The sequence below is a fragment of the Bacillus cereus group sp. MG9 genome (assembly GCF_040459995.1).
In the GTDB taxonomy this organism is placed as follows: domain Bacteria; phylum Bacillota; class Bacilli; order Bacillales; family Bacillaceae_G; genus Bacillus_A; species Bacillus_A mycoides.
In genome coordinates, this window is sequence record NZ_JARVHC010000001.1 from 3670992 (window position 1) to 3693023 (window position 22032).

The following is a 22032-nucleotide window of genomic DNA, read 5'->3' on the forward strand; positions in this document are numbered from 1 at the left end:
ATATTAAAAATTATTATTGAATTTCATAGCCTTGATCTTCAATTACAGCAACGATATCTTTTAACGTTACAACTGATGAGTCGATAGTAACTTCAACAGTTCCTTCTGCTAATTGAACTTTTACTTGTTCAACGCCGTTTAGTTCTTTCACATTACTTTCAATAGAATTTACACAATGCCCACAAGACATACCCTCAACTTTTAATGTTAACTGTTCCATTTAAAATCCTCCTCTTGTTTATTCATTGTTTATTAATCACAACTACATCTTACCATACCCCCCTAAGGTAATCAATGGTTTTGTATCATGATTTTTATTTTTTTCTAAAATCTTTATTTTTTTGCTCCAATTATGAATTTATATATCTTCTCCTATATAAACAAAAGCCAAGCTAGTCAAATACTAGCTTGGCTTTTATGCTTTTGAAAAACGTTCAAATACTGTCATTAATTCTTCAATTGCTTCGTCACCATTACCATTTTTAATAGCTCCTGAAACACAATGACTCGTATGATTTTTTAAGACACCCATTCCTACTTTTTTCATCGCTGCATTAATCGCAGAAATTTGAACTAAAATATCCACGCAATAACGATCATTTTCAATCATATTTTGAATACCACGGACTTGGCCTTCAATTCTCTTTAATCTATTTATAATTTGTTCTTTTTCTTTTTCTGATCTATGTGTTACTGATTCATGGTCCTTATGATCCATATTATCACCTTCTTAAAGTTTCTCTTCATCCAATAAAACAATTGCTTTTATGAGTATACCAATTATATCATCAAATATCTATGTAGGATACCCCATATGAGTATATTTTCGCTTTATGATTATTCTTAACACATCATTAGCTTCTCAGTCTCAATTAATATGATACCCTTTCTTTTTTTCAAAAAAACAATAATAAGCAGGGATTGTCCATCCCCGCTTATTATTCATCCACAAATATAAAAGTCTCAATTTTCACACGTGTAAATTGAGACTTTTTTCTTCCTATATATAATTATTGCTGATCACATACTTTTGTATCATTCACTACTGAAGTTCCTTCAACGGTTACCGTATGAAAACAGTCATTTACACGAACTGTCACAACATTATCTTGCCGATCAATGATATGATAGTCATTAAAATTTTTATTCAGAGCACTGCGAATTTGTTCTCCTTCATAAATTGGAATACCATGTGATAAAACCCAAATAAGCCCAGCGATAGCAAGAATAGTTTTCATACGATCTACCTCCTTGAGAATATAGTGAACTTTTAATCCATGCTTTTTCAGCTCTATTAATCATGAATGGAATGAATCAAGCCTTTTTGGAAATAAGTTCATTTCGTCTATTTTATGTTTATGCTAATTGTGACCGAATTGTGACAACTTTTTGTCTATTTAGACGAAAAGTTGAAACAAAACTTTCAAAAAGGACAATTCTACTTATAAAAAAAGGTTATGGAATGTTTCATCCATAACCTTTTTTCAGCCCTATTCTACAACTCATCCACCGTACTTCATGTGATTTTTGTAGAGTTATTTTATTTTTATTCATCGACATCAAAACAAAATCTTGAAAAAACTTCCCACACGAGTTCATTTCTACTACTTACCCCAGTCTTTTCAAAAATGGATTTTAAATGATCTTGTACCGTGTATATAGATATACAAAGTTCATGGGCTAATTCCTTTGTCGACATACCTGTAAGAATTTTACGTATTACTTGCTTCTCACGTGTTGTAAAACTATACACTTCCGTAATAAGCGGAAAGATTTCTTCCGGTCTTGCTCTTTCGAATAGAACAACATAACCACCCTGAAAACTACTTGTACGTTCTAACTTACTGGCCCGAATGATTAAAAAATGTCCATAGGCTAAAGGTATACAAACTTTTTCTTCTCTATTCATACAACCTACATTATATTCGTTAGCCTTTACTTTCGAACAAACCGCACGTATTGGCCTTGGTATTTCTTTTATATTTAACTGTTCATACTTTCTAAGATTTGAGAGCCAATCGCTGCCATCTTGATTCCAATATAATAAATTAAAATCCTCACTTAATATAATCGTGCCTGTCCCTATTACCTTCTCTTCTGAAAAAGGTTTAGGAAATGCCTTTTTTAAAGCCTCTCCAGCAATTGGGACTATCGTTGCCAAATACTTACAATCATCTATATGAAAAGCGGGACTTGTACTCCCTCGAAATAAACTAAGATGCCCAAAACAGTTCCCCTTACTCATACAAACGCCCCTTAATTCATCTCCAAAACTTGCTGGTTTTAAAATATTTCGGTATCTAGAGCTTTTCTTTTGTTCACCATTTGTCACCATACTAAGAGAAGCAACATGAGGATAGTGTTCTGATAAATATTTAAATTTATTAAAATCATCTTCTAGAAATTCATTCATAAACAATTGTGGATGAATCTTTTCAACACTTTCATCCGTAAATGCCCCAGTAGATAAAAAAGAAATTGGGTCTATAGCTGTAAAACAAGCGGCGTCAAAATCAATGACTTTACGTATTAAGTGGAGAAATGACTCTTGAAATGTCCTTATAGAACTTATACGATTCGCTACCATTGTAATTTCTTTCGTTATTTTTTCATACATCCTCTTCCCCCCAGATTTACGGGATTGTTTCCCTTCATAATTTCATTCCATAATAAACCTATAATACACATACTTAGGAGGTTAAAAATGAATTGGAATGATACTACCGTAAATTCATATGAACAAAGAATTCCATGTAAAATCCCAGGCTACTACAACCTATATGAAATGATGAATCATTTCTTGTTTACTACACTCCCTAAAGAAAATATGAATCCAAATTTACTAGTTATAGGTGCTGGTGGTGGACAAGAAATTCTCTCAATAGGCAAACAAAATAGCAACTTATCTTTTACAGGTGTTGATCCATCTGAAAGCATGCTACAGCTAGCTAAAAAAAGAATTGAAAGCGAAGGCATACAAAATCAAATTCACTTTGTACATGGAACTGTCCATTCATTATTAACCAATCCATTATTTGACGCTGCTACTTGTATGCTTGTTCTTCATTTCATCCCAACTATTAAGGAGAAAAAAGAGCTTCTTAATGAAATTAGTAGTCGCTTAAAACCTGGTGCTCCATTCTTTCTCTCTACAATAAATGGTGTACCCCATACAAGTATGTTTTCTGCACAATTGAATGCTTGGCGCAACCACATGATGCAAAATCAAATTCCATTAGAAGATTGGAACCGATTTAAAAATTCTTTTGAAACAGAAATATTTCCTATTTCCGAAACAAATCTACTAACTATCATGAAGGAATGTGGCTTTATTCACATCACTCGCTTTTTCAGTAGCTTTTTAATTGATGGATACGTTGCCTTTAAACAATAATGAAAAAAGGTAAGCAATTGCTTACCTTTTCCCTCTTCTATAGGTGACTAATAAACCTTAACCCTTTACTTAAAGAAGTCGGCACAACTGACGCATGATTTTCCCCTTCAGCTTCATAAAACGTAAATCTAAACTGATCGTGTTTTACTTGGAGAAGGCGCTCTGACAATTCGTTTGCCCCTACAACCATATGCTCTCGTTCTAGTGCCCCAACTGTAAGGAACACTCCCGTTTCAAACTTGGCACTATTTAATTCACCTATAAGATTCTCTTCTTTTTCAAGCACAGATTGGTTATTCCACCAAATAGATGGACTACTTATAAAATAATTTTGAAAGGCATTTACGTTTGTAAATAGTATATGTAAAGCAAATAAACCACCTAGCGAATGCCCAAATAACGTTTGTTTTCCTTTATCAATCTCAAAATCATTTTCGATTTGAGGCTTCAGTTCTTCTTCTATAAAAGTAAAGAAGTTATGTGCTCCTCCTGTTTTAGGCCACGGTTTGCCATCCGGTTTTAAAGGCGCATCTTTTGAAATTACGCTAGGCGTAAAATCATAACATCTTTCTTCACCTGAAAATGCCCCTTCAATACGATAACCAATACCTACTATAATGGCTGGTGAAACACCTGTTTTCTCTGCTCTAACTGATTGTATTTTAACCGCTTCATGGAATGTTTGAAAAAAGGCATTGCCATCTAATACGTATATAACAGGATATCCTGACTCTGGTGCTGGCTGCCTCGGCTTTGAAATATGAATTTGATATTCTTTACCTTCTAATTTTGAATACATTTTCCACTGTTCTGTATTAAATGTAATAACCTGCTGTTTTTCAATAGTAGTATTCATCTTATATCCCCCCTTCTTAACTCGTTACATATATTTCTACTTTCTCTTCTTGAGATACAACGCTATCGTAACCGAAACAAACAGGAGACCCATTATACGGATCAATCATGACACGTGCATCAATATGAAATACTTCTTTTAACACTTCATTTGTAATTATTTCTTCTGGGCTACCAGTTGTAACGATTTCCCCTTCCTTCATTGCAATAATTTCATCTGAAAACCTTGCTGCATGGTTAATATCATGTAATACCATAACGACCGTACAATTATGTTCTTTATTTAACTTCTCCACAATTTGTAATACATCTAATTGATGAGACATATCAAGATATGTAGTTGGCTCATCTAATAGCAACACTTCTGTCTCTTGTGCTAAAGCCATCGCTAGCCATACCTTCTGTCGTTGACCACCTGATAAATTTGCAATTTGTCTCGTTCGAAATTCAGAAGTTTTCGTTATTTCTAATGCCCAATCAATCATTTCTTTATCTTTTGAAGTTAACTTATTTACGTTATTTCGATGTGGATAGCGTCCATAAGAAATTAACTCTTCTACTTTAAGCTCTCCTGGTGCAATTGGAGTTTGTGGAAGTAAAGCTAACTGCTTCGCAATTTCTTTCGTTGGAATTGTATTTAAATCCTGTCCTTGCAAATATACTTTACCGCTCTTTTGCTTTAAAATTCTTCCCATTGTTTTTAACAATGTCGATTTCCCGCACCCGTTTGGTCCTATAATTGTCGTTACTTTTCCTTCTTGTATTTCCACATTTAAATCGCGAAACACTGTAAGCTTTTCATAACTCGTTTCTAAATTTTTTGCACTTAAAATACTCACTTTTATTCCTCCTCTTACGCTTTCGACTTATAAAGTAAATATAAGAAATACGGTACACCGACAATAGAAATAACGATCCCAACAGGTAACTCTACAGGGGTGAAAACTGTTTTTGCAATAAAGTCTGAAGCTATTACAAGGAACATTCCGATTACTCCACACGTAGGAATTATATATTTATGCTGAATACCGACGAGCCTTTTCGCTATATGCGGTGCCATTAATCCAATGAAACCAATACTTCCTGAAACAGCAACACATGCACTCACAAGTCCGATACTACTTAATAGTAAAATGGATTTCTCTCGTTCTACTGCAACACCTAAACTTGTAATACTCGTTTCTTCCAATTGAAATAAATCTAATAAATAAGCTTTCTTTTGTATAAGTGGAATTAAAATGATAAGCCACGGTAACATAGCAACAATATACTTCCAGTTTGCACTATATATGCTTCCAGACACCCAAACTGCAGCCATCTCGAAATCAGTTGACTTCATTTTGAGCGATAAATACATAGAAAACGCTCCAAATCCAGATCCAATTGCAATCCCTGTTAATAAAAGACGTTGCGAGTCTAACTTACCGTTTTTCCAAGAAAACAGATAAATTATTATAGCGGCTCCTAGCCCACCGACTAAACCAAACATCGGCATCATCATAATAGAAATCCAGTCTGTGCTCTTTAATTGCCCTTGAAAGAAGAACATGAAAATTACGATGGCTGTACCTGCTCCGGCATTCACTCCTAAAATACCTGGGTCCGCCAATCCATTTCTCGTAATCCCTTGAATTACAGCACCCGCAACACCGAGGCCTAATCCTACTAATCCAGCAATTATAATGCGCGGAAGGCGAAACTCAAAAATAACTAAATCATGGTCTGGTACTGGATCTATTCTAAAGAGTGTTTTAAATACATCTGTAATCGTAATATCAAACGTACCATTCGTTAAACTAATATAAATAGCACATAATATTAAAAATATACTAATCCCCATTGTCATTCCAAAACGTTGACTTGAACTTTTAAGCATGTCTCTCTCCTCCTCTTGTACGGATTAAATAAAGGAAGAAAGGAATTCCAATTAAGGAAGTAACGACTCCAATTGGTGTTTCAAATGGATAGTTTACAAATCTACTTAAAATGTCACATAATGCTAAGAAAACTCCACCAATAACGCCTGCGCAAGGCAAAATCCACTTATAATCTACCCCAATTATAAAGCGCGTAATGTGTGGAATAATTAAACCTACAAAACCAACTTTCCCCACTAAAGCAACTGCTGTTCCTGTTAAAAAAATAACTGATAAAATTGCCATCGCTTTAACTAGTTTTGTACGCTGACCTAGATTAATAGAAACTTCTTCTCCTAAAGAAAGAATGGTAATAGATTTTGATATTAATAGTGCTAAAATTATACCAATTATCCCAAATGGTATCGTGATTTTAATGATATTAGGGTCCACTTGATCTAACTTTGCATTAAACCAAAAACTAACATTTTGAGAAATTTGGAAATATGAAGCCATCGCAGCCGATACACTACTTAAAAATGTTCCAATAACTGTCCCTATAATTGCTAATCTAACAGGGGATAAGCCATTTTGAAGGAGTGAGCCAAAACCAAACACTATACCGGCTCCTAGTGCAGAGCCAATCATTGAACATAAAACCATACCAATCGATGACATTCCCGGAAGAAAAATCATACAAAGTGTAATAACAAAGGCTGCACCATCCGTCACACCCATAATAGAAGGGGATGCAAGATAGTTTCTTGTCATCCCCTGCATAAGTGCTCCTGATATGGCTAGAAATGCTCCGACTAAAAGAGCTGCAACTACCCTTGGTAAACGTGAAGTAATAATAATATTATGATTTACATCGCTTGAATCAAAATGAAATAAAGCATTCCACACTGTTTCAGCATCAATGTTTTTCGCCCCATATAAAACAGAAAGTATAACTGTAAATAAAATCAATATGGGTGCTATACATAAAATGGTTACTGGTACCGCATTCGTTTTCTGCATATCATTCAACGCACCTTACTTATTGTATTATTTAGATAAATTTTTCACTGCTTCTTTTAAGAATGCTGTTTTACTCCAAGCTGTGCCACCTTGGGCCATTGGATCTACAACGTTTACAAATACTTTCTTTTCTTTCGCAGCATTCATACTTTGCCAAATTGGATTGCTTTCAATTTCTTCTAGCACTTTCGGGTTTTTATTTTCACTTGCCTCATATTGTAAGAAAACATAATCTGGGTTAAGTTCAGCAAGTTTTTCAAATGAAATTTTCTCTTGTGCTTTTACAGTTTTAAGTTGTTCTGGAGCAGTTAGTCCAAGATCTTTATAAATTACAGGGTTGAAGTATACTCCTTCTGGATATAGGAATAATTCATTTGCTCTTAGTCTAATTACAAGTACTTTTTTGTCTTTTAACTTATCTCCTAATTTTGCTTTTGCTTTTTCAGCGTCCGCATTGTAATCTTTAATAATTTTTTCTGCTTTATCTTTTTTACCAGTTAATTCTCCCATTAACTTTAAGTTATCTTCCCAATCTGTTGAAACGTGTGATACCGGGAACGTCGGAGCTACTTTCGTAAACTTTTCAGCTGTTTCTGCTGGGAATTTCGTACTAGATGTAATAACATCCGGTTTTAATTGAAGTAATGTTTCAAAATTAGGTTGCATTTTTTCACCCACAGATTTTGCACCCTCTAATTCTTTTTCAAGATACTTTGGTAATTTACCACCTACAGTAATTGCACCGACTGGTTTAATTCCAAGTACTGCTGCATCTTCCATTGACTCTAAACTAGCTGTCGCAATTTTATCTACTTTTGCTGGTACTGTATATTCTTTACCTAAATATGTAATTTTTCGTTTTTCATCTTTTTTTGTTTCCGTAGCTTTTGTCTGTTGCTTTTGTTCCCCTGAAGTTTTATCCGTACTATTACATGCTGCTAAACCTACACTTAAAACTGTAACCATCCCTAATGTAAATAACTTCTTGTTCATCTTTATATATCTCCTCTCAAAACTTGTAAATAGATTATTTTCATATGAAAACTTAACTACATGAAACTTGTCCCAAACATATATTTCATTAGATTAATAATTTTATCCGGAACTCATTCTCATTCACTTCCCCTAAACTATAATTCTTTTACACTTCATCCATCGATAACCTTTTCCATTGATAATGATTATCGTTACTAAGTATATATTTAATATGCAATTATTTCAAGAATGATTTGAAAAATTTTAACAAACTGAATTAAAAAGAAGTATCCGCCTATTATTAGCGAGATACTTCTTTTTTTAGAAATTTATATGTAATTCAACTGGACAATGGTCTGATCCCATTATTTCACTGTTAATTTTCGCATCGGTAATTTTATGTTTTAGCCTTTCAGAAATCACAAAGTAGTCTAAACGCCAACCGATATTTTTCGCTCTTGCACCCATACGGTATGACCACCATGAGTACGCTCCTTCTTGATCAGGATAAAGATAGCGATACGTATCAATGAATCCCGCCTCTAAAACACATGTGAATTTCTCTCTTTCTTCATCCGAAAAACCAGGATTTTTCCGATTACTTTTCGGATTTTTTAAATCTACTTCTTTATGGGCAACATTTAAATCTCCACAAAAAATAACTGGTTTCTTTTCATCTAATCGCTTAATATAGGCCCTGAAATCATCTTCCCATTCCATTCTGTAATCTAAACGTTCTAATCCTCGTTTAGAATTTGGTGTATACAGCGTTATCATATAAAAATCATCAAATTCTAACGTAATAACTCGTCCTTCTTGATCATGCTCTTCAATCCCTAAACCATATGTAACAGAAATCGGTTCTTTTTTCGTGAAAATAGCCGTTCCTGAGTAGCCTTTTTTCACAGCATAATTCCAATATGTATAATATCCCTCGGGATTTAAATCAATTTGTCCACTTTGTAATTTAATTTCCTGTAAACAAAATATATCTGCATTAGATTCTTCTAGATATTCTAGAAATCCACCTTTTGCAATAACTGCTCGCAAACCATTTACATTCCATGAAATCAACTTCATCTATGTTCCTCCTCTTGATGTGCATTTTCAATTTTCATGCTAACACAAAATAGATACCCTATCATAGTTTCATCTTTGTAATCTTGCTCTTACATTCGTAAATACGTACATACGTACTTTATTCAGGTTATACTAATGCCAGAGGTGATGTTCTGTGCATAATGAAGAGTTCACAGTAACAAATGAGTATTGGCAAGCAATTATTCATAATGACTCCACATATGATGACAAATTCTTTTACGCTGTAAAATCAACCGGTATTTTTTGCCGACCATCATGTAAATCGAGAATACCGAATAAAAACAATGTACGTATTTTTCTTAAGGCAGAGCAAGCATTACATGAAAATTTTCGTCCGTGTAAACGTTGTAAACCAAACGGGCTAACTTTACCTAATGAAGAATGGGTAGAGCAAATTAAAGAATATATCCAAAAACATTATTGTGACGTGCTAACCCTCGACTTACTCGCAGAAATATGCCATGGTAGCCCTTATCATCTACAACGCACTTTCAAGAAAATTGTAGGGATTAGTCCAATAGAATATATACAGCAATTCAGAATTAAAAAAGCGACAGAATACCTTTCACATACAAATCAATCCATTATAGAAATTAGTACTGATGTCGGGATAGAAAATCCGGATTATTTCGCGACTTTATTTAAAAAGAAGACAGGATTTACCCCTACTGAATATCGAAAAAAGAACGGAATAAAAGAGGTATGAAATAATGAAACCATATGAAAATAAAACTATATATTGGACATTGCTTATTCATAAACATTGGCGTATGCATACTGCAGCTACTTCAAATGGATTATGCTTCATCGGATCGCAAAATGAAACTTTTGAAGAACTAAATACGTGGGCTAGCAAAAAACTGCCACAACATACATTCATCCAAAATCCAGATTATCTGCAAACATATGCAAAAGAACTTATCGAGTATTTGGAAACCAAACTAGAAACCTTTACAATTCCTATCGATGTTTACGGAACTGCATTTCAATTAGCTGTTTGGAATACGGTACGTGAAATTCCTTATGGGGAGACACATTCTTATTCAGAGATTGCGGAAAAAATTCAAAAACCTAACGCTGTACGTGCAGTTGGGACTGCCGTTGGGGCAAATCCTCTGCTTATCACTATTCCTTGTCACCGCGTTATTGGGAAAAATGGTAAACTTACCGGTTTTAGAGGTGGTTTAGAAATGAAAAAAGAATTGCTCAAATTAGAAGCGCTTCGGGAGGAGTAAATATGACAGAGGATTGTAATGAAATATTGTCTTTAGTCGTTCCAAAAGAATTTAGTTTTCAAGAAAACTTACGCTATCTATCGCGTTCTAAAAATGAATGTATGTTTCATATTGAAAATAATAAAATCTATAAAGTCATTCCTGTTCAAAACATAAATCCATTAGTTGAAATTGGTTTTAATGCCGATAGTAATATTCAAATACGTTTTTTAGGAGAATCATATGTCTCTGAAAAATGGGCACACGATGCCGTATCTAACTATGTAAAAGAGTGGTTTGATTTAACTACTGATTTAGCTCCCTTCTATAAATTAGCTAAACACGACCCACTCCTTCAAAAACCCATTAAAGAATTTTACGGTCTTCGTACTTTGGGAATTCCAGATTTATTTGAAGCACTATGCTGGGGGATTCTAGGTCAACAAATCAACCTCACATATGCCTATACTCTAAAAAGAAGATTAGTCGAAAATTTTGGCGATTATGTAGATTGGAACGGTAGAAAACATTGGATATTCCCATCACCTGAAGTAATAGCAAATTTAGATGTAGAAGATCTCGCAACATTAAAAATGACTACAAGAAAGTGCGAATACTTAATTGACGTCGCGCAGCTCATTACAGAAGGTAAATTATCAAAAGAATCTCTATTACAAATACAAGATGTGAAGCAAGCTGAAAAACAATTAACTAGCATTCGCGGTATAGGGCCATGGACAGCTCACTATGTTTTGATGCGTTGTTTACGATTCCCTTCAGCTTTTCCAATTGATGATGTTGGTTTGCATAATGCAATTAAATTTATAGCAGGTTCCGAAAAGAAACCGACTAAAAATGAAATAAAAGAATTTGCATCAAATTGGACAAATTGGGAGTCTTACGCGACTTTTTATTTGTGGCGGGTGCTATATTAAAATTTCCTAATAAAAAATAGATAGGGAAACCTATCTATTTTTTCACATGTAAAAACTTCACACATACTGGCTCTGGAACATTTACGTCCGTCTGTACAAGCGTTAGCTCCCCTGTCATTTCATCCCTAGCAAATAAAGTCAAAGTATTAGATCTTTCATTCGCTGCAATTAAAAATTTTTCATCCGGATCTAAAGAAAAATCACGTGGCCAATCACCTTCTGTCGATACTGTTTCAATGAAAGCGAGCTCTCCATTGTGCTCATTCACTCGGAAAACCGCGATACTATTATGTCCCCTATTTGCTGCGTAAACAAACTTGCCATCAGAAGAAATGTGAATTGCACTTCCGTAACTATCTTTTCTAAAATCTTCAGGTAATGTAGAAATGTATTGTTTTTCTTTAAAACTGCCACTCTTTGCATCATATTGAAGTACAATAATCTCTGAACTTAATTCTGTCATAACATATGCATACTGCGCACTTGGATGAAATATAAGATGCCTTGGACCACTACCATGTTTTACAGATAACCGTGTAACTTCTATTAGTTCTCCATCACTTTCTTTATATGTAATCACCTTGTCTATTCCTAAATCAACTGCTACTACATATTTTTCATCAGGAGTAAAATCTATATAATGAGCATGTGCCTTTTCTTGCCTTTCCTTATTTGGTCCTGACCCTTTATGTTCTACAATTACCGTAGCAGCATTTAAACTTCCATTATCCTTTTTCACTAAATAGGACTCTACTGTTCCTTTATGATAATTAGCTGCTACTACTATACTATTCTCCCGATTCACACTTACATAGCACGGCGATGCCCCTTCTAAAACTTGCATGCTAATCGAATTTAGATTACCGGATTTATTATGAATAGAAAAACTAGCAATTCCACCTAACCCATTATCTTTCGAAACAGAATAAAGGTACTCGTTGTTATGACTAATCGTTACATATGTCGGACTTCCTATATGAGCTGCTAATTCAATCCCTTTAAGTTCTCCGATGTTCGTATCAAGTATAAATTTATAAATCCCCTTACTCTCTGCTTTGGTATATGTCCCTATATAACCATGAAACTGATTTTCACTCATAACATTTCCCCCTTTTACAAACGTCTTGTAACAAGTTTCACTTTGTATTTTTTACTATAGAAAAGAACCAAGTAGCACTTCATTACTACTTGGTTCTCTTTTTAAGCTTGTTCTTCAAATCGTCTTGCGATTTCTACAATTACTTGAACAGCTTTTTCCATAGTATCTACCGAAACATACTCAAATTTACCGTGATAGTTTTCACCACCAGTGAAAATATTTGGCGTTGGTAATCCCATATATGATAATTGCGATCCATCTGTTCCACCGCGAATTGGATGAATATTCGGTTCAATATTTAAACTTTTCATTGCCTCATACGCAATATCAACAATTTCTCTCACCGGTTCAATTTTTTCAAGCATATTATAATACTGATCATTCATCTCTAAAACGATTGCATCTTCGCTGTACTTCTCTTGCATGTTTTTCACAATATCTTTAATGTTATTTTTACGCGCTTCAAAATGATTACGATCAAAATCTCGAATAATATAGTAAGCTTTACTTTGCTCGACATCACCATTTAAAGAGAGTAAATGATAAAACCCTTCATATCCCTCTGTATATTCTGGCGCCTCTTCTACTGGCAACTGTCTATCGAATTCCATAGCGAGTTTACTTGCGTTACGCATTTTGTTTTTCGCTGTTCCAGGATGTGTATTTGTCCCTCTAAAAGTTAATTTGGCACTTGCAGCGTTAAAACTCTCATATTCTAAACCACCTAAGGGACCTCCGTCCATTGTATAAGCAAACGATGCACCAAACGCTTCTACATCAAAATGCGATGGTCCACGGCCAATTTCTTCATCCGGTGTAAATGCTACTCTTATTTTTCCATGCTTAATTTGCGGATTATGTATTAAATAATTCATTGCGACCATGATTTCTGTAAGACCAGCTTTATCATCTGCTCCAAGAAGTGTTGTACCATCAGTTGTAATAATTGTATGTCCTTTATATGATGGTAATTCCGGGAACTGTTCAGGTGTTAACACAACATTTAATTCTTCATTTAACGTAATCGCATTACCATCAAAATTTTCATGAATTTGTGGTTTTACGTTTTTCCCTGTAAAATCTGTTGCTGTGTCTAAATGAGCTAAAAAGCCGATTACAGGAACATCCTTATCTGTATTAGCAGGCAGTGTTGCCATTACGTAACCATTTTCATCCATCGTCACTTCTGATAACCCAATCTCTTTCAACTCTTCCACTAATAACTTACCAAACTCAATTTGCCCTGGTGTTGTAGGCACTGTATGACTTTCTTCATTTGATTGTGTATCAATCTTTACATATCTCGTAAATCTTTCAATAAGTTCTTGTTTCAAATTCATTCACTCCTTTTATAGTTCTCTCTCTATTATAATCCTTATAACGAAATATTTTAACTTTTTTGACTGTGAAAATATATATCCATTTACATTTTTAATAAATCATAAAAAGACATAACATTTGTACATTTAAATTCAAACATGTAATATACATCATTATATATTGGGAGGTTTTAAAGATGAGGCTAACTCTCTTTCGCTATTTTCTTTTTTTCCTAGGATTAATTTTTTTTGGACTTGGAAATGCTCTCGCAGTCAAAGTTAAATTCCTCGGTTTACATCCTTGGGAAGTTTTAAATATGGCTCTCTACCAACGGTTTGGGTGGACAATTGGTACTTGGAGTGTCATATGTGGATTATGTCTCGTTCTTATCTCTTTACTAGTAGATCGAAAATATATAAACGTGGGCACATTTTTAAATGCACTACTTATCGGTCCTATTATGGACTTTTTCTTACAATCAAAAATCCTTCCAAACGCTAGTGATTATTTATGGATAAACTTACTCATTTTATTTTCTGGTATTGCAATTACAGGAATTGGGGGCGGCATGTACGTCGCGGCTGGCATTGGTGCTGGACCCCGCGATGGATTCATGCTTACCATTTCTGACAAAACTGGGTTATCTATTAGCCGTGCTCGAATCATTGTAGAATGCTTTGTACTAGTCATTGGATTCATGCTAGGAGGTCCTGTTTTTATCGTAACTTTTCTATACACTTTTATTCAAAGTCCAATATTCCAGCATTCATTTAAGGTATTTCAAAAACTCTTACATACTTTAAATAACAAAAACAAAGAACGTATTAGTGAAAGTATTTAAAACTCAACTTAATGCAAAAGAGTGTGTTTTAAAAGTAATTTTTAAAACACACTCCATATACTCCATTTCATTCTTCTCTCCATAATCTCTCTACATTCATTAATTGCTCTTCTTTAAATTCTAGCTTATATATATCCGGTTTGGATGTATTCATTAAAAATTCAAGTCCATATTGATTATCAAAATAGTTCATCATTAGTGTCATTACAAGCCCATGTGTACCAATTACAATTTTATGTCCTTGAAAATTCATTAATATTTCTTTTAACACTCTCACTACTCTTCGCTGACAATCCGCATATGACTCTCCATCTGTCAGTGCATATTCTGGATTAAAAAACATCTCCTTTACAAGTGGGTACACTTCCTTATCCGATATAATTTTATTTTCATTTGAAAACTTACACTCTTTAAGATCTTCATATACTAACATTTCTTTTTCATGGAGATTCGCTGACTCTTCTATCGTTAACATAGCCCTCTTATACGGACTTGAAATGAAAGTATTAATTCCCTCTGTTTCTAATATCTCAGTTATTCTTTGAGCATCTAAAATTCCCTTCTCAGTTAATCCACGTGTTCTTTCATTTCCTTCTAATTTTGGCGATTCACCATGCCTAACCATATAGATATATGTATTCATAATTCCTCCCTTTTCTATATCCCTCTTTAAAGACATGACTATCAACCCATAAGAATATACGTTCTTATTTCATATCTTTCCAGAACAAATTATCAAATGTTAATTTTCAGATAAATTCACAAAAAAGCTTCCCCTTGATTTTATCCCATTCAAGGAAGCTTATATATATTTTCTTTTACACTATCAAAACTCGAAACGTCTTTCTCCTCTAGTTTCGCCACACCTCATTCTTCTATTTTCATCAATACAATTCTCCAACCATCCGGATCTTCTATCGTTATCCCCTTTTCTTTCCAATACGGATTTTCTGGTTCTACTTCACCATACCCCATTGTATGCAGCCTTTTACTCACTTTTTTCATTTCACTATCTTCTCGCATGTAAAATACAAGTAAGTTATCTTTTGTTGGAGCTGGACATGGGCTCCCATCTATATATCTTGTAAATTCTAAATGATATTCTTCATCTGGTAGTCCAAACATGACGCCATCGTAACCTTCATGACCGTAAAATTCACCTATACGCTTTAAACCTAATCCTTTTTCATAGAATGCTATAACCTCTTCAAACTTATCTGTTGGACGTGCTATTCGAAACTTCACCCAATTTTTCATGCTTTTCCTCCCATACTAAAAACGTAATGAATGACTATATTTTATTGTATATACTTAAAACATTTTTGAAATCCCTCATTAGTATGAAAATAGATACATACAAAGGTGTTACTTACTAGCCTATAACAATCAAAAACTCACCTAGAAAGAAAATCCCATCATTTTATATGCAAATTTGCATCTCCACTTGCAAAGCACTAAAAAACCTTTAAAATATACTGGATGACTAAATATACAATTCCCATCTAAAATCTTGATACACTAAAAATCATTAAATGTAGTGTTTTTTCATTTTCAAGAATTATTGCACTCTTATTTTTTTCCTTATAAGCATGCTTTTTATAAGGAAATCTGATACAATCCTTAAGTAATATTATTATGTACAGATATTACGAATATAGTACATACTTAAAGAAGGTGATTTTTTTGAAATTAAATAAAAATTTACAGCTATGTATATTAATCACAACATTAATATGCTATTCAATCTATTTTATGTTTTTCTTTCTGTTCCCTACTAATTTTTCAAATTTCAATGTACGCTTCGCTTCACTCATCGTTGAAGTCATTACATTTATATCGCTAATTTACTCTATATACTCTAAAAAAGTTAGTTCAAATCCTTTTTGGATATGTATTACAATTGCAATTGGTAGTTTTTTATTAGGAAAAGTAGTATATACGTATCAAGATACCTTTTTCGAACTTCCAATACATCATTTTACTATTTCTGATGTATTTTACATGTTTTTTCTATTCTTCTGCCTTATCGCTTTTTGCTATAAGATTTTAAAAGAATGCAATAAATGGGAAAAAGCTTTCTTTATTTGTGATATATGTATAGTACTTACTTCCATATTCACATTAGAATGGTATTTATTTAATCAGCCAAATTTAAATATATTTTCACTTTCACTCGGAGATATTTTCCTTTCATTTCTATATCCAATTGCAGATCTATTATTTCTTCTACTAGGTGTTAGTCTCTTTTTCCGCCCAACAATTTTTAAGTCCAAGCGGAAAATTTATATCTTTATTTTTGTATTGATTAGTTCTGCAACTTTTAACTATATTTATTTTTACTTAAATACCCATTTATCAACTGACACTATAACATTTTTACGTCTTTTATATAGAATACCTATATTGCTTATCGCAATAGCTGGGTCTATTTCAGAAGATGATAATAGCCATAAAAATTATTTCATTGTAAACCCTATACTAGGAAAGAAAGTTTTAGTCGTATTTCCCTATCTTGCTGTTGCAATACTAATCGGGTTTACGTTAAAAGAACAAACATCGTCTTCAACTCTCATTACAGGAAATTGTATCGCTTTTGTTTTCGTACTTATTCGCCATTCTATTGTGCGTATGCAAAACGACACCCTAACAAAACGTTTACAAGTATTTAATGCTCAACTAGAAGAAAAAGTTACTTTAAGAACTTCTGATTTAGTCCATAAATCAGAGGCCCTATCTCAGAAACAACAAAAATTCAAATCATTATATGAATATCATCCTGATCCCATTTTTACGATTGATTTAAATGGAATATTCTTAAATGTAAATAAAGCAGGAAGTATACTACTTGGAGCACCAACGAACGAGTTACTTGGTGAGACATGTTTTTCTATTATTTTAGATGCAGATAAACATAAACTGATATCTGCATTAGAAAAAGTTAAACAACAAGAATCAGCATCCTTACAACTTAGTTCTCAATATAAAGATGGCTTTACTTATTTTTTATACGTTACCATCGTTCCTATTATGATAGATGGACAAATTTCAGGAAGCTATATTATGGTAAAGGATATTACCGCACTAAAAAAACAACAAGAAGAAATAAAATATTTAGCATTCCACGATACTGTAACGAAAATTGGGAATCGATCCTTTTTCCATAGGAAGCTAAGAAAATTTATAAAAAATGCTCAAACAACACACAGTGAGTTTGCATTATTATATTTAGATTTAGATCGCTTTAAAGTAATTAACGATACACTTGGACATTCGTCAGGTGATTACATATTAGAAGAAGTAGCAAAGCGATTCCAATCATGTCTTCCATCACATACTCATCTTTCAAGAATCGGTGGTGATGAGTTTACAATCTTAATTGAAAACTATACTGACGAAGATTCCTTATTCGAGTTATGTAACCAATTATTTGAAAGCATGGAAAAGCCGTTTGTCATACATGAGCATAAATTAACTTTATCACTGAGTATCGGTATCTCCATTTATCCACATTCCGGAATCGATACCGCTACACTTCTGAAAAACGCTAATGTTGCAATGTATGATGCAAAGGCAAAAGAGCTTAACTCTGTCTCTATTTATGACGATGTAATCGCTAAAAAAATCGAAAGACGATTACGATTAGAAAAAGATTTACCAAACGCAATACAAAATGAAGAATTGTTCCTTTTGTATCAACCTCAAGTTGATAGTGAATCTAATAAAATTATCGGTGCAGAAGCTTTAATCAGGTGGAATCATCCTGAATTAGGTGTTATTTCTCCATACGAGTTTATTCCGATTGCAGAAGAAACACTACAAATTATTCCAATAGGAAAATGGACATTACAGCAGGCTTGTGAGCAAATGAAACGTTGGCACGCACTCGGATATTCGCATTTAAAAATAGGGGTAAATTTATCTGCTAAAGAATTTGAACAAGAAGGATTTGTAAAATCTATTTCTTCTACTTTAGCAACTACAGGCTTACCAGCAAGTTCCCTTGATCTAGAATTAACAGAACGAATTGCAATGATGGATGAGAGAGAAACATTGATAAAACTGCGTACACTAAAAAGTTTAGGGATTCACATTTCAATCGACGACTTTGGTACAGGCTATTCTTCCCTAGCCTACTTACCTTTATATCCAATCGATACGTTAAAAATCCCAAGAGAATTTATTACAATGTCTGAAACGTGTGAAGATGGAATGGAAATCATTAAAACAATCATCACATTAGCAAATACATTAGGAATGTCTGTCATTGCTGAAGGCGTAGAAACGAAAGAACACGTAAATTTCCTTCAAAAAAATAAATGTCAGTTTATTCAAGGTTACTATTACAGTAAACCTATTTATGCCAATGCATTTACTAAGCTGTTAGAAAACGGTATTCGTCCATAGTAAATCAAAATGCATATAACTCTATACGGAATGTAATCGTTATAGGTAATAATGAATTTGAACAACTATAGTAAAAAGGAAAGAAAATAATAATCTGTACCCTTTGTAAAGGACATTTTGAAAAAAGTTAGGCAACATCAAGGAGATGATTTCTGTATCCAACAGGAGTCATCTTTTTTAAATTCCATTGATATCTATAGTGATTATAGTACGTCATATATTTCTTAATCTCTTGTTTCAACTCAGTAAAAGACTCGCAAGGTTTTATATGTGCTTCATCTTTCAGATGACCAAAAAATGATTCCTGTGGAGCGTTATCCCAACAGTTTCCTCTTCTTGACATAGATTGTCCGAGCTTTAGCTTTTTGACTAATTTTTGGTAGGTAGGGCTTGTGTAGTGGGCTCCTTGATCTGAATGAATATATGCACCGTTAGTCAATCGAATCCTCTTATTCCGTTTTAGTTTATGAAGAGTTGTTGTTACGAGGTCTAATGTCATCTGTTCTGAAACATGGTAAGCTAAAATTTCATTGGTTGAGCTATCTAAAATTGTAGATAAATAAGCTCTTTTATTCTTACCATAAACTAAATAAGTGATATCTGTAAGAAGTGTTTTTCCTGGGGTGTTTTGTTTAAATTCTCGATTTAATTGATTCGGCACTACTCGATGTTCTTTTGAAGCTTTCAGCATTCTTTTATAAGGGTTTGCTTTCCGAATCGGACAGACAATCTCATATTTCTTCATGATTCTACGGATACGCTTTAAATTGTAGACAACTTGAAAATGACCCGCCAATGTCATTTTTATTTGACGAGCCCCTTTCTTTCGATTTCTAAATCGAAGTGCTTTTAATATGATTTCTTTCACGATTTCATCTTGATCGTTCTTTTGTTTCCGTTGTTCTTGAGATGAAATGGAAAAATAATTATAGTATCCCGAACGGGATACACCAGCTACTTTACACAAGTAACTCACCATATTTCTTAAGTTATATTTTATGATAACAGAACGAATCAGGATATATTTCTGACTAGGTGATAACGTTATTTCCTTCTCATCCTCCCTTCCATAAGTTTGATCTTTTTTAACAATTCATTTTCTGCCTTTAGTAAGTTCCGTTCGGCTTCTAAACGAGCATACTTCTCTTCTAACGTAAGCTCTCTCTCAAGAGTTCTTCCCGCGTTTTCGGTGCGTGTATCTCGTAAACCAAATACACCATTTTTTCTGTAAGCAGCACGCCATCTACTTCCTGATGACATAATTCGTTTCATTCCAATCATATCTATATCAAAACCACATTCTTCAAAAATATTTCGGGGTAGTTTTCCTTTCGCATTCTCCTCAATAAAAATACGCTTAAATTCATCTGTATAAGTGATACCTTTCTGACTTACAGATTTTATATATGGGTTATTTGATAGAATTTGAATGTCTCTTTCTGTAAATAGCTTTTTTGTCATTTTAAACCTTCTCCGATTCCAATTTTCTCTCATTATACAAGAAATACCCTATAGAATAGACTTTTTTTCAGTGTCTATTCTATAGGGTACATTTTATAATTTCTTTCCTTTTTTTATTATTTAACTACTTCATTTATTAAATCTATTAATTGATGAATTCCCTCCTCATTTGTTTTCTTAAATCCATTCATGTTTTGAATATATTTCTCCTTATTTACATACAACTTATTTACCACATCTGTAAATGTACTGGTGCTTATTCTATCTTGAAGTAATACTTCCGCATATCCTTGCCTAGAAAAATAGTCAGCATTTAAAACTTGATCCCCTCTACTGGAACCATTAGTTAACGGAATAAGCAACATCGGTTTCTTCAAAAATAACAATTCAGAAATAGCAGTAGAACCAGCCCTGGAAACTACAACACTTGCCATATTCAGTATATGTGGCAACTCTTCCCTTATATATTCAAATTGCATATAACCTTCCATTCCGATAGAAGGATCCACCTTCCCTTTACCACACATATGAACAATATTAAAACTTAATAATAATGTATCTAAACTTTTCCTTACCATATCATTTATCCACTTAGCACCTTGACTCCCACCCATTATTAACAATACCGGTTTATCTTGCTGAAATTCACAATACCTTCTTCCTCGTAATACGTTACCTCTCTCAATTTCTTCCCTTACAATTGGTCCTACATAAACCTTTTTCTCATTACTTACATTCTTCCCTGTATGAGGGAATGTTGTGCATAGTTTTGTAGCAAAAGGTAATGCTATTTTATTTGCAAGTCCTAACGTGCTATCTGGTTCACGTATTACGATAGGTACACTATTTAACCATGCCCCTATTACTACAGGAACTGAAACAAATCCTCCTGCCGAAAAGATAACGTCAGGCTTTATTTTCTTAATTAATTTATAACTTTGTAAGCAGCCTTTTATAATTTTAAAAGGATCTTTAAAGTTCTCCCAATCCCAATATCTCCGGAGCTTCCCCGTTGAAATACTATTGTACTTAACATTTTGAACTAATACTTTTTCAATTCCATTTTGAGATCCAATATACTCAACTCCCCATCCTTTTTCCATAAATTTAGGAATCAATACCATATTAATCATTACGTGTCCGGCTGTACCGCCCCCAGTAAAGAGAATCTTTTTATTCATAACTTATATCCACCTTTATCATTTAAAGTCTAGCTTTATAGTAATCTTTCAAATGTACATTAACTTACTATGATTTATATAAATCTTTAACTCCAGACCTATGTCTTGCAAAAGATCTTTGATGAGTTCATAAAAATCATTTCCATACTCACTACATTCATACTGAGTAAAGACTTGGATTACAGGACTAGTTCCTGTATCTATTGTTGGGGGTTTTCGATTAACCTTTTCCACATATGCTCGACATGTATTTATCGCCTCATAGATGCGCAAAACATGTTCTTCTTCATCTTTCCAATCCAGCGTATCAACAATCGAAAGCGATAACATATTTTGATTATTTATAGTCTCATAACAATTCATATATTTCTTACAT

At 33.5% G+C, this 22032-nt stretch carries 23 protein-coding genes; 6 read left to right on the forward strand and 17 right to left on the reverse strand.

Going from position 1 to position 22032, the window contains the following annotated elements; genetic code table 11:
• Positions 1 to 13 precede the first annotated feature (13 nt).
• The 4 genes from copZ to QCI77_RS18755 form a co-directional block, all read right to left on the reverse strand.
• Positions 14 to 220 (reverse strand): copper chaperone CopZ, encoded by a 207-nt coding sequence (copZ, locus tag QCI77_RS18740; RefSeq protein WP_002033654.1) that lies wholly within the window; start codon positions 218 to 220, stop codon positions 14 to 16.
• Positions 221 to 415: 195 nt separating this feature from the next.
• Positions 416 to 718 carry a metal-sensing transcriptional repressor gene (locus QCI77_RS18745; RefSeq protein ID WP_002014668.1) on the reverse strand — a complete coding sequence of 101 codons (303 nt, stop codon included), beginning with the start codon at positions 716 to 718 and terminating at the stop codon, positions 416 to 418.
• A gap of 292 nt (positions 719 to 1010) precedes the next feature.
• On the reverse strand, positions 1011 to 1238 hold the full coding sequence (locus QCI77_RS18750) for a hypothetical protein (protein WP_002190443.1): 228 nt from the start codon (positions 1236 to 1238) through the stop codon (positions 1011 to 1013).
• 308 nt (positions 1239 to 1546) lie between these two features.
• Complete coding sequence (locus QCI77_RS18755; RefSeq protein ID WP_131246452.1) at positions 1547 to 2617, reverse strand: helix-turn-helix transcriptional regulator; 1071 nt, start codon at positions 2615 to 2617, stop codon at positions 1547 to 1549.
• 87 nt (positions 2618 to 2704) lie between these two features.
• Between QCI77_RS18755 and QCI77_RS18760 the strand changes: the two genes are divergently transcribed.
• The gene (locus QCI77_RS18760) at positions 2705 to 3394 is read left to right on the forward strand and encodes a class I SAM-dependent methyltransferase (RefSeq protein ID WP_353825348.1); all 690 of its coding nucleotides are present in this window, start codon (positions 2705 to 2707) and stop codon (positions 3392 to 3394) included.
• 37 nt (positions 3395 to 3431) lie between these two features.
• Here QCI77_RS18760 and QCI77_RS18765 read toward each other — a convergent pair whose 3' ends face one another.
• The 6 genes from QCI77_RS18765 to QCI77_RS18790 form a co-directional block, all read right to left on the reverse strand.
• Complete coding sequence (locus QCI77_RS18765; protein WP_044439843.1) at positions 3432 to 4250, reverse strand: alpha/beta hydrolase; 819 nt, start codon at positions 4248 to 4250, stop codon at positions 3432 to 3434.
• Positions 4251 to 4266: 16 nt separating this feature from the next.
• Positions 4267 to 5088 (reverse strand): ABC transporter ATP-binding protein, encoded by an 822-nt coding sequence (locus QCI77_RS18770; protein WP_002014663.1) that lies wholly within the window; start codon positions 5086 to 5088, stop codon positions 4267 to 4269.
• Positions 5089 to 5102: 14 nt separating this feature from the next.
• A complete protein-coding gene (locus QCI77_RS18775) occupies positions 5103 to 6125 on the reverse strand; it encodes a FecCD family ABC transporter permease (RefSeq protein WP_353825349.1) in 1023 nt (340 codons plus the stop codon).
• Positions 6118 to 7125 carry a FecCD family ABC transporter permease gene (locus QCI77_RS18780; protein WP_002014660.1) on the reverse strand — a complete coding sequence of 336 codons (1008 nt, stop codon included), beginning with the start codon at positions 7123 to 7125 and terminating at the stop codon, positions 6118 to 6120. Before QCI77_RS18780 ends, QCI77_RS18775 begins: the two co-directional genes overlap by 8 nt.
• A gap of 27 nt (positions 7126 to 7152) precedes the next feature.
• Entirely contained in the window at positions 7153 to 8118 is a 966-nt protein-coding gene (locus QCI77_RS18785; protein ID WP_002014659.1) for an iron-hydroxamate ABC transporter substrate-binding protein, read from the reverse strand.
• Positions 8119 to 8421: 303 nt separating this feature from the next.
• Entirely contained in the window at positions 8422 to 9180 is a 759-nt protein-coding gene (locus QCI77_RS18790) for an exodeoxyribonuclease III (protein ID WP_002033648.1), read from the reverse strand.
• A 154-nt stretch (positions 9181 to 9334) separates the two neighbouring features.
• On the opposite strand from QCI77_RS18790, the gene QCI77_RS18795 reads away from it, so the two are divergent.
• From QCI77_RS18795 to QCI77_RS18805, 3 genes are read left to right on the forward strand one after another with little or no spacing between them, the layout of a single operon-like run.
• Positions 9335 to 9907: a bifunctional transcriptional activator/DNA repair enzyme AdaA gene (locus QCI77_RS18795; protein WP_113769725.1), complete on the forward strand. Its 573-nt coding sequence runs from the start codon at positions 9335 to 9337 to the stop codon at positions 9905 to 9907.
• A gap of 4 nt (positions 9908 to 9911) precedes the next feature.
• Positions 9912 to 10436 carry a methylated-DNA--[protein]-cysteine S-methyltransferase gene (locus tag QCI77_RS18800; RefSeq protein ID WP_113769726.1) on the forward strand — a complete coding sequence of 175 codons (525 nt, stop codon included), beginning with the start codon at positions 9912 to 9914 and terminating at the stop codon, positions 10434 to 10436.
• Between the two features lie 2 nt (positions 10437 to 10438).
• Positions 10439 to 11350 (forward strand): DNA-3-methyladenine glycosylase 2, encoded by a 912-nt coding sequence (locus QCI77_RS18805; protein ID WP_113769727.1) that lies wholly within the window; start codon positions 10439 to 10441, stop codon positions 11348 to 11350.
• A gap of 34 nt (positions 11351 to 11384) precedes the next feature.
• Here QCI77_RS18805 and QCI77_RS18810 read toward each other — a convergent pair whose 3' ends face one another.
• A complete protein-coding gene (locus QCI77_RS18810; RefSeq protein WP_113769728.1) occupies positions 11385 to 12449 on the reverse strand; it encodes a lactonase family protein in 1065 nt (354 codons plus the stop codon).
• A gap of 101 nt (positions 12450 to 12550) precedes the next feature.
• Positions 12551 to 13783, reverse strand: coding sequence for a peptidase T (pepT, locus tag QCI77_RS18815; RefSeq protein ID WP_113769729.1), 1233 nt, complete (start codon positions 13781 to 13783; stop codon positions 12551 to 12553).
• A gap of 182 nt (positions 13784 to 13965) precedes the next feature.
• On the opposite strand from pepT, the gene QCI77_RS18820 reads away from it, so the two are divergent.
• Positions 13966 to 14610 carry a YczE/YyaS/YitT family protein gene (locus tag QCI77_RS18820; RefSeq protein WP_353825350.1) on the forward strand — a complete coding sequence of 215 codons (645 nt, stop codon included), beginning with the start codon at positions 13966 to 13968 and terminating at the stop codon, positions 14608 to 14610.
• 67 nt (positions 14611 to 14677) lie between these two features.
• Here the strand turns inward: QCI77_RS18820 and QCI77_RS18825 are convergent, their stop codons facing one another.
• Both QCI77_RS18825 and QCI77_RS18830 read right to left on the reverse strand, forming a co-directional pair.
• Positions 14678 to 15253 (reverse strand): histidine phosphatase family protein, encoded by a 576-nt coding sequence (locus tag QCI77_RS18825; protein WP_002142816.1) that lies wholly within the window; start codon positions 15251 to 15253, stop codon positions 14678 to 14680.
• A 224-nt stretch (positions 15254 to 15477) separates the two neighbouring features.
• The gene (locus QCI77_RS18830) at positions 15478 to 15867 is read right to left on the reverse strand and encodes a VOC family protein (protein ID WP_002014647.1); all 390 of its coding nucleotides are present in this window, start codon (positions 15865 to 15867) and stop codon (positions 15478 to 15480) included.
• A 426-nt stretch (positions 15868 to 16293) separates the two neighbouring features.
• Here QCI77_RS18830 and QCI77_RS18835 point away from each other — a divergent pair, with 426 nt between their 5' ends.
• Positions 16294 to 19014: a putative bifunctional diguanylate cyclase/phosphodiesterase gene (locus QCI77_RS18835; protein ID WP_353825351.1), complete on the forward strand. Its 2721-nt coding sequence runs from the start codon at positions 16294 to 16296 to the stop codon at positions 19012 to 19014.
• Between the two features lie 127 nt (positions 19015 to 19141).
• On the opposite strand, the gene QCI77_RS18840 is transcribed toward QCI77_RS18835, so the two are convergent.
• From QCI77_RS18840 to QCI77_RS18850, 3 genes are all read right to left on the reverse strand, one after another.
• Positions 19142 to 20475 (reverse strand): IS3 family transposase gene (locus tag QCI77_RS18840; protein ID WP_113770855.1). Its coding sequence is split into 2 segments (ribosomal slippage): positions 19142 to 20088 and positions 20088 to 20475, totalling 1335 coding nucleotides; the frame shifts between segments, so codons are not numbered across the junction.
• A gap of 116 nt (positions 20476 to 20591) precedes the next feature.
• The gene (locus QCI77_RS18845) at positions 20592 to 21656 is read right to left on the reverse strand and encodes an undecaprenyldiphospho-muramoylpentapeptide beta-N-acetylglucosaminyltransferase (RefSeq protein WP_353825352.1); all 1065 of its coding nucleotides are present in this window, start codon (positions 21654 to 21656) and stop codon (positions 20592 to 20594) included.
• A 48-nt stretch (positions 21657 to 21704) separates the two neighbouring features.
• Positions 21705 to 22019 (reverse strand): DUF6572 domain-containing protein, encoded by a 315-nt coding sequence (locus QCI77_RS18850; RefSeq protein WP_113769732.1) that lies wholly within the window; start codon positions 22017 to 22019, stop codon positions 21705 to 21707.
• Between the last annotated feature and the right edge of the window lie 13 nt (positions 22020 to 22032).

Excerpts from the sequence above, each read along its gene's own strand:
- copZ (WP_002033654.1), bottom strand. The coding sequence starts at position 220 with ATGGAACAGTTAACATTAAAAGTTGAGGGTATGTCTTGTGGGCATTGT.
- QCI77_RS18745 (WP_002014668.1), bottom strand. The coding sequence starts at position 718 with ATGGATCATAAGGACCATGAATCAGTAACACATAGATCAGAAAAAGAA.
- QCI77_RS18750 (WP_002190443.1), bottom strand. The coding sequence starts at position 1,238 with ATGAAAACTATTCTTGCTATCGCTGGGCTTATTTGGGTTTTATCACAT.
- QCI77_RS18755 (WP_131246452.1), bottom strand. The coding sequence starts at position 2,617 with ATGTATGAAAAAATAACGAAAGAAATTACAATGGTAGCGAATCGTATA.
- QCI77_RS18760 (WP_353825348.1), top strand. The coding sequence starts at position 2,705 with ATGAATTGGAATGATACTACCGTAAATTCATATGAACAAAGAATTCCA.
- QCI77_RS18765 (WP_044439843.1), bottom strand. The coding sequence starts at position 4,250 with ATGAATACTACTATTGAAAAACAGCAGGTTATTACATTTAATACAGAA.
- QCI77_RS18775 (WP_353825349.1), bottom strand. The coding sequence starts at position 6,125 with ATGCTTAAAAGTTCAAGTCAACGTTTTGGAATGACAATGGGGATTAGT.
- QCI77_RS18780 (WP_002014660.1), bottom strand. The coding sequence starts at position 7,125 with ATGCAGAAAACGAATGCGGTACCAGTAACCATTTTATGTATAGCACCC.
- QCI77_RS18785 (WP_002014659.1), bottom strand. The coding sequence starts at position 8,118 with ATGAACAAGAAGTTATTTACATTAGGGATGGTTACAGTTTTAAGTGTA.
- QCI77_RS18790 (WP_002033648.1), bottom strand. The coding sequence starts at position 9,180 with ATGAAGTTGATTTCATGGAATGTAAATGGTTTGCGAGCAGTTATTGCA.
- QCI77_RS18800 (WP_113769726.1), top strand. The coding sequence starts at position 9,912 with ATGAAACCATATGAAAATAAAACTATATATTGGACATTGCTTATTCAT.
- QCI77_RS18805 (WP_113769727.1), top strand. The coding sequence starts at position 10,439 with ATGACAGAGGATTGTAATGAAATATTGTCTTTAGTCGTTCCAAAAGAA.
- QCI77_RS18810 (WP_113769728.1), bottom strand. The coding sequence starts at position 12,449 with ATGAGTGAAAATCAGTTTCATGGTTATATAGGGACATATACCAAAGCA.
- QCI77_RS18820 (WP_353825350.1), top strand. The coding sequence starts at position 13,966 with ATGAGGCTAACTCTCTTTCGCTATTTTCTTTTTTTCCTAGGATTAATT.
- QCI77_RS18825 (WP_002142816.1), bottom strand. The coding sequence starts at position 15,253 with ATGAATACATATATCTATATGGTTAGGCATGGTGAATCGCCAAAATTA.
- QCI77_RS18830 (WP_002014647.1), bottom strand. The coding sequence starts at position 15,867 with ATGAAAAATTGGGTGAAGTTTCGAATAGCACGTCCAACAGATAAGTTT.
- QCI77_RS18845 (WP_353825352.1), bottom strand. The coding sequence starts at position 21,656 with ATGAATAAAAAGATTCTCTTTACTGGGGGCGGTACAGCCGGACACGTA.
- QCI77_RS18850 (WP_113769732.1), bottom strand. The coding sequence starts at position 22,019 with ATGAATTGTTATGAGACTATAAATAATCAAAATATGTTATCGCTTTCG.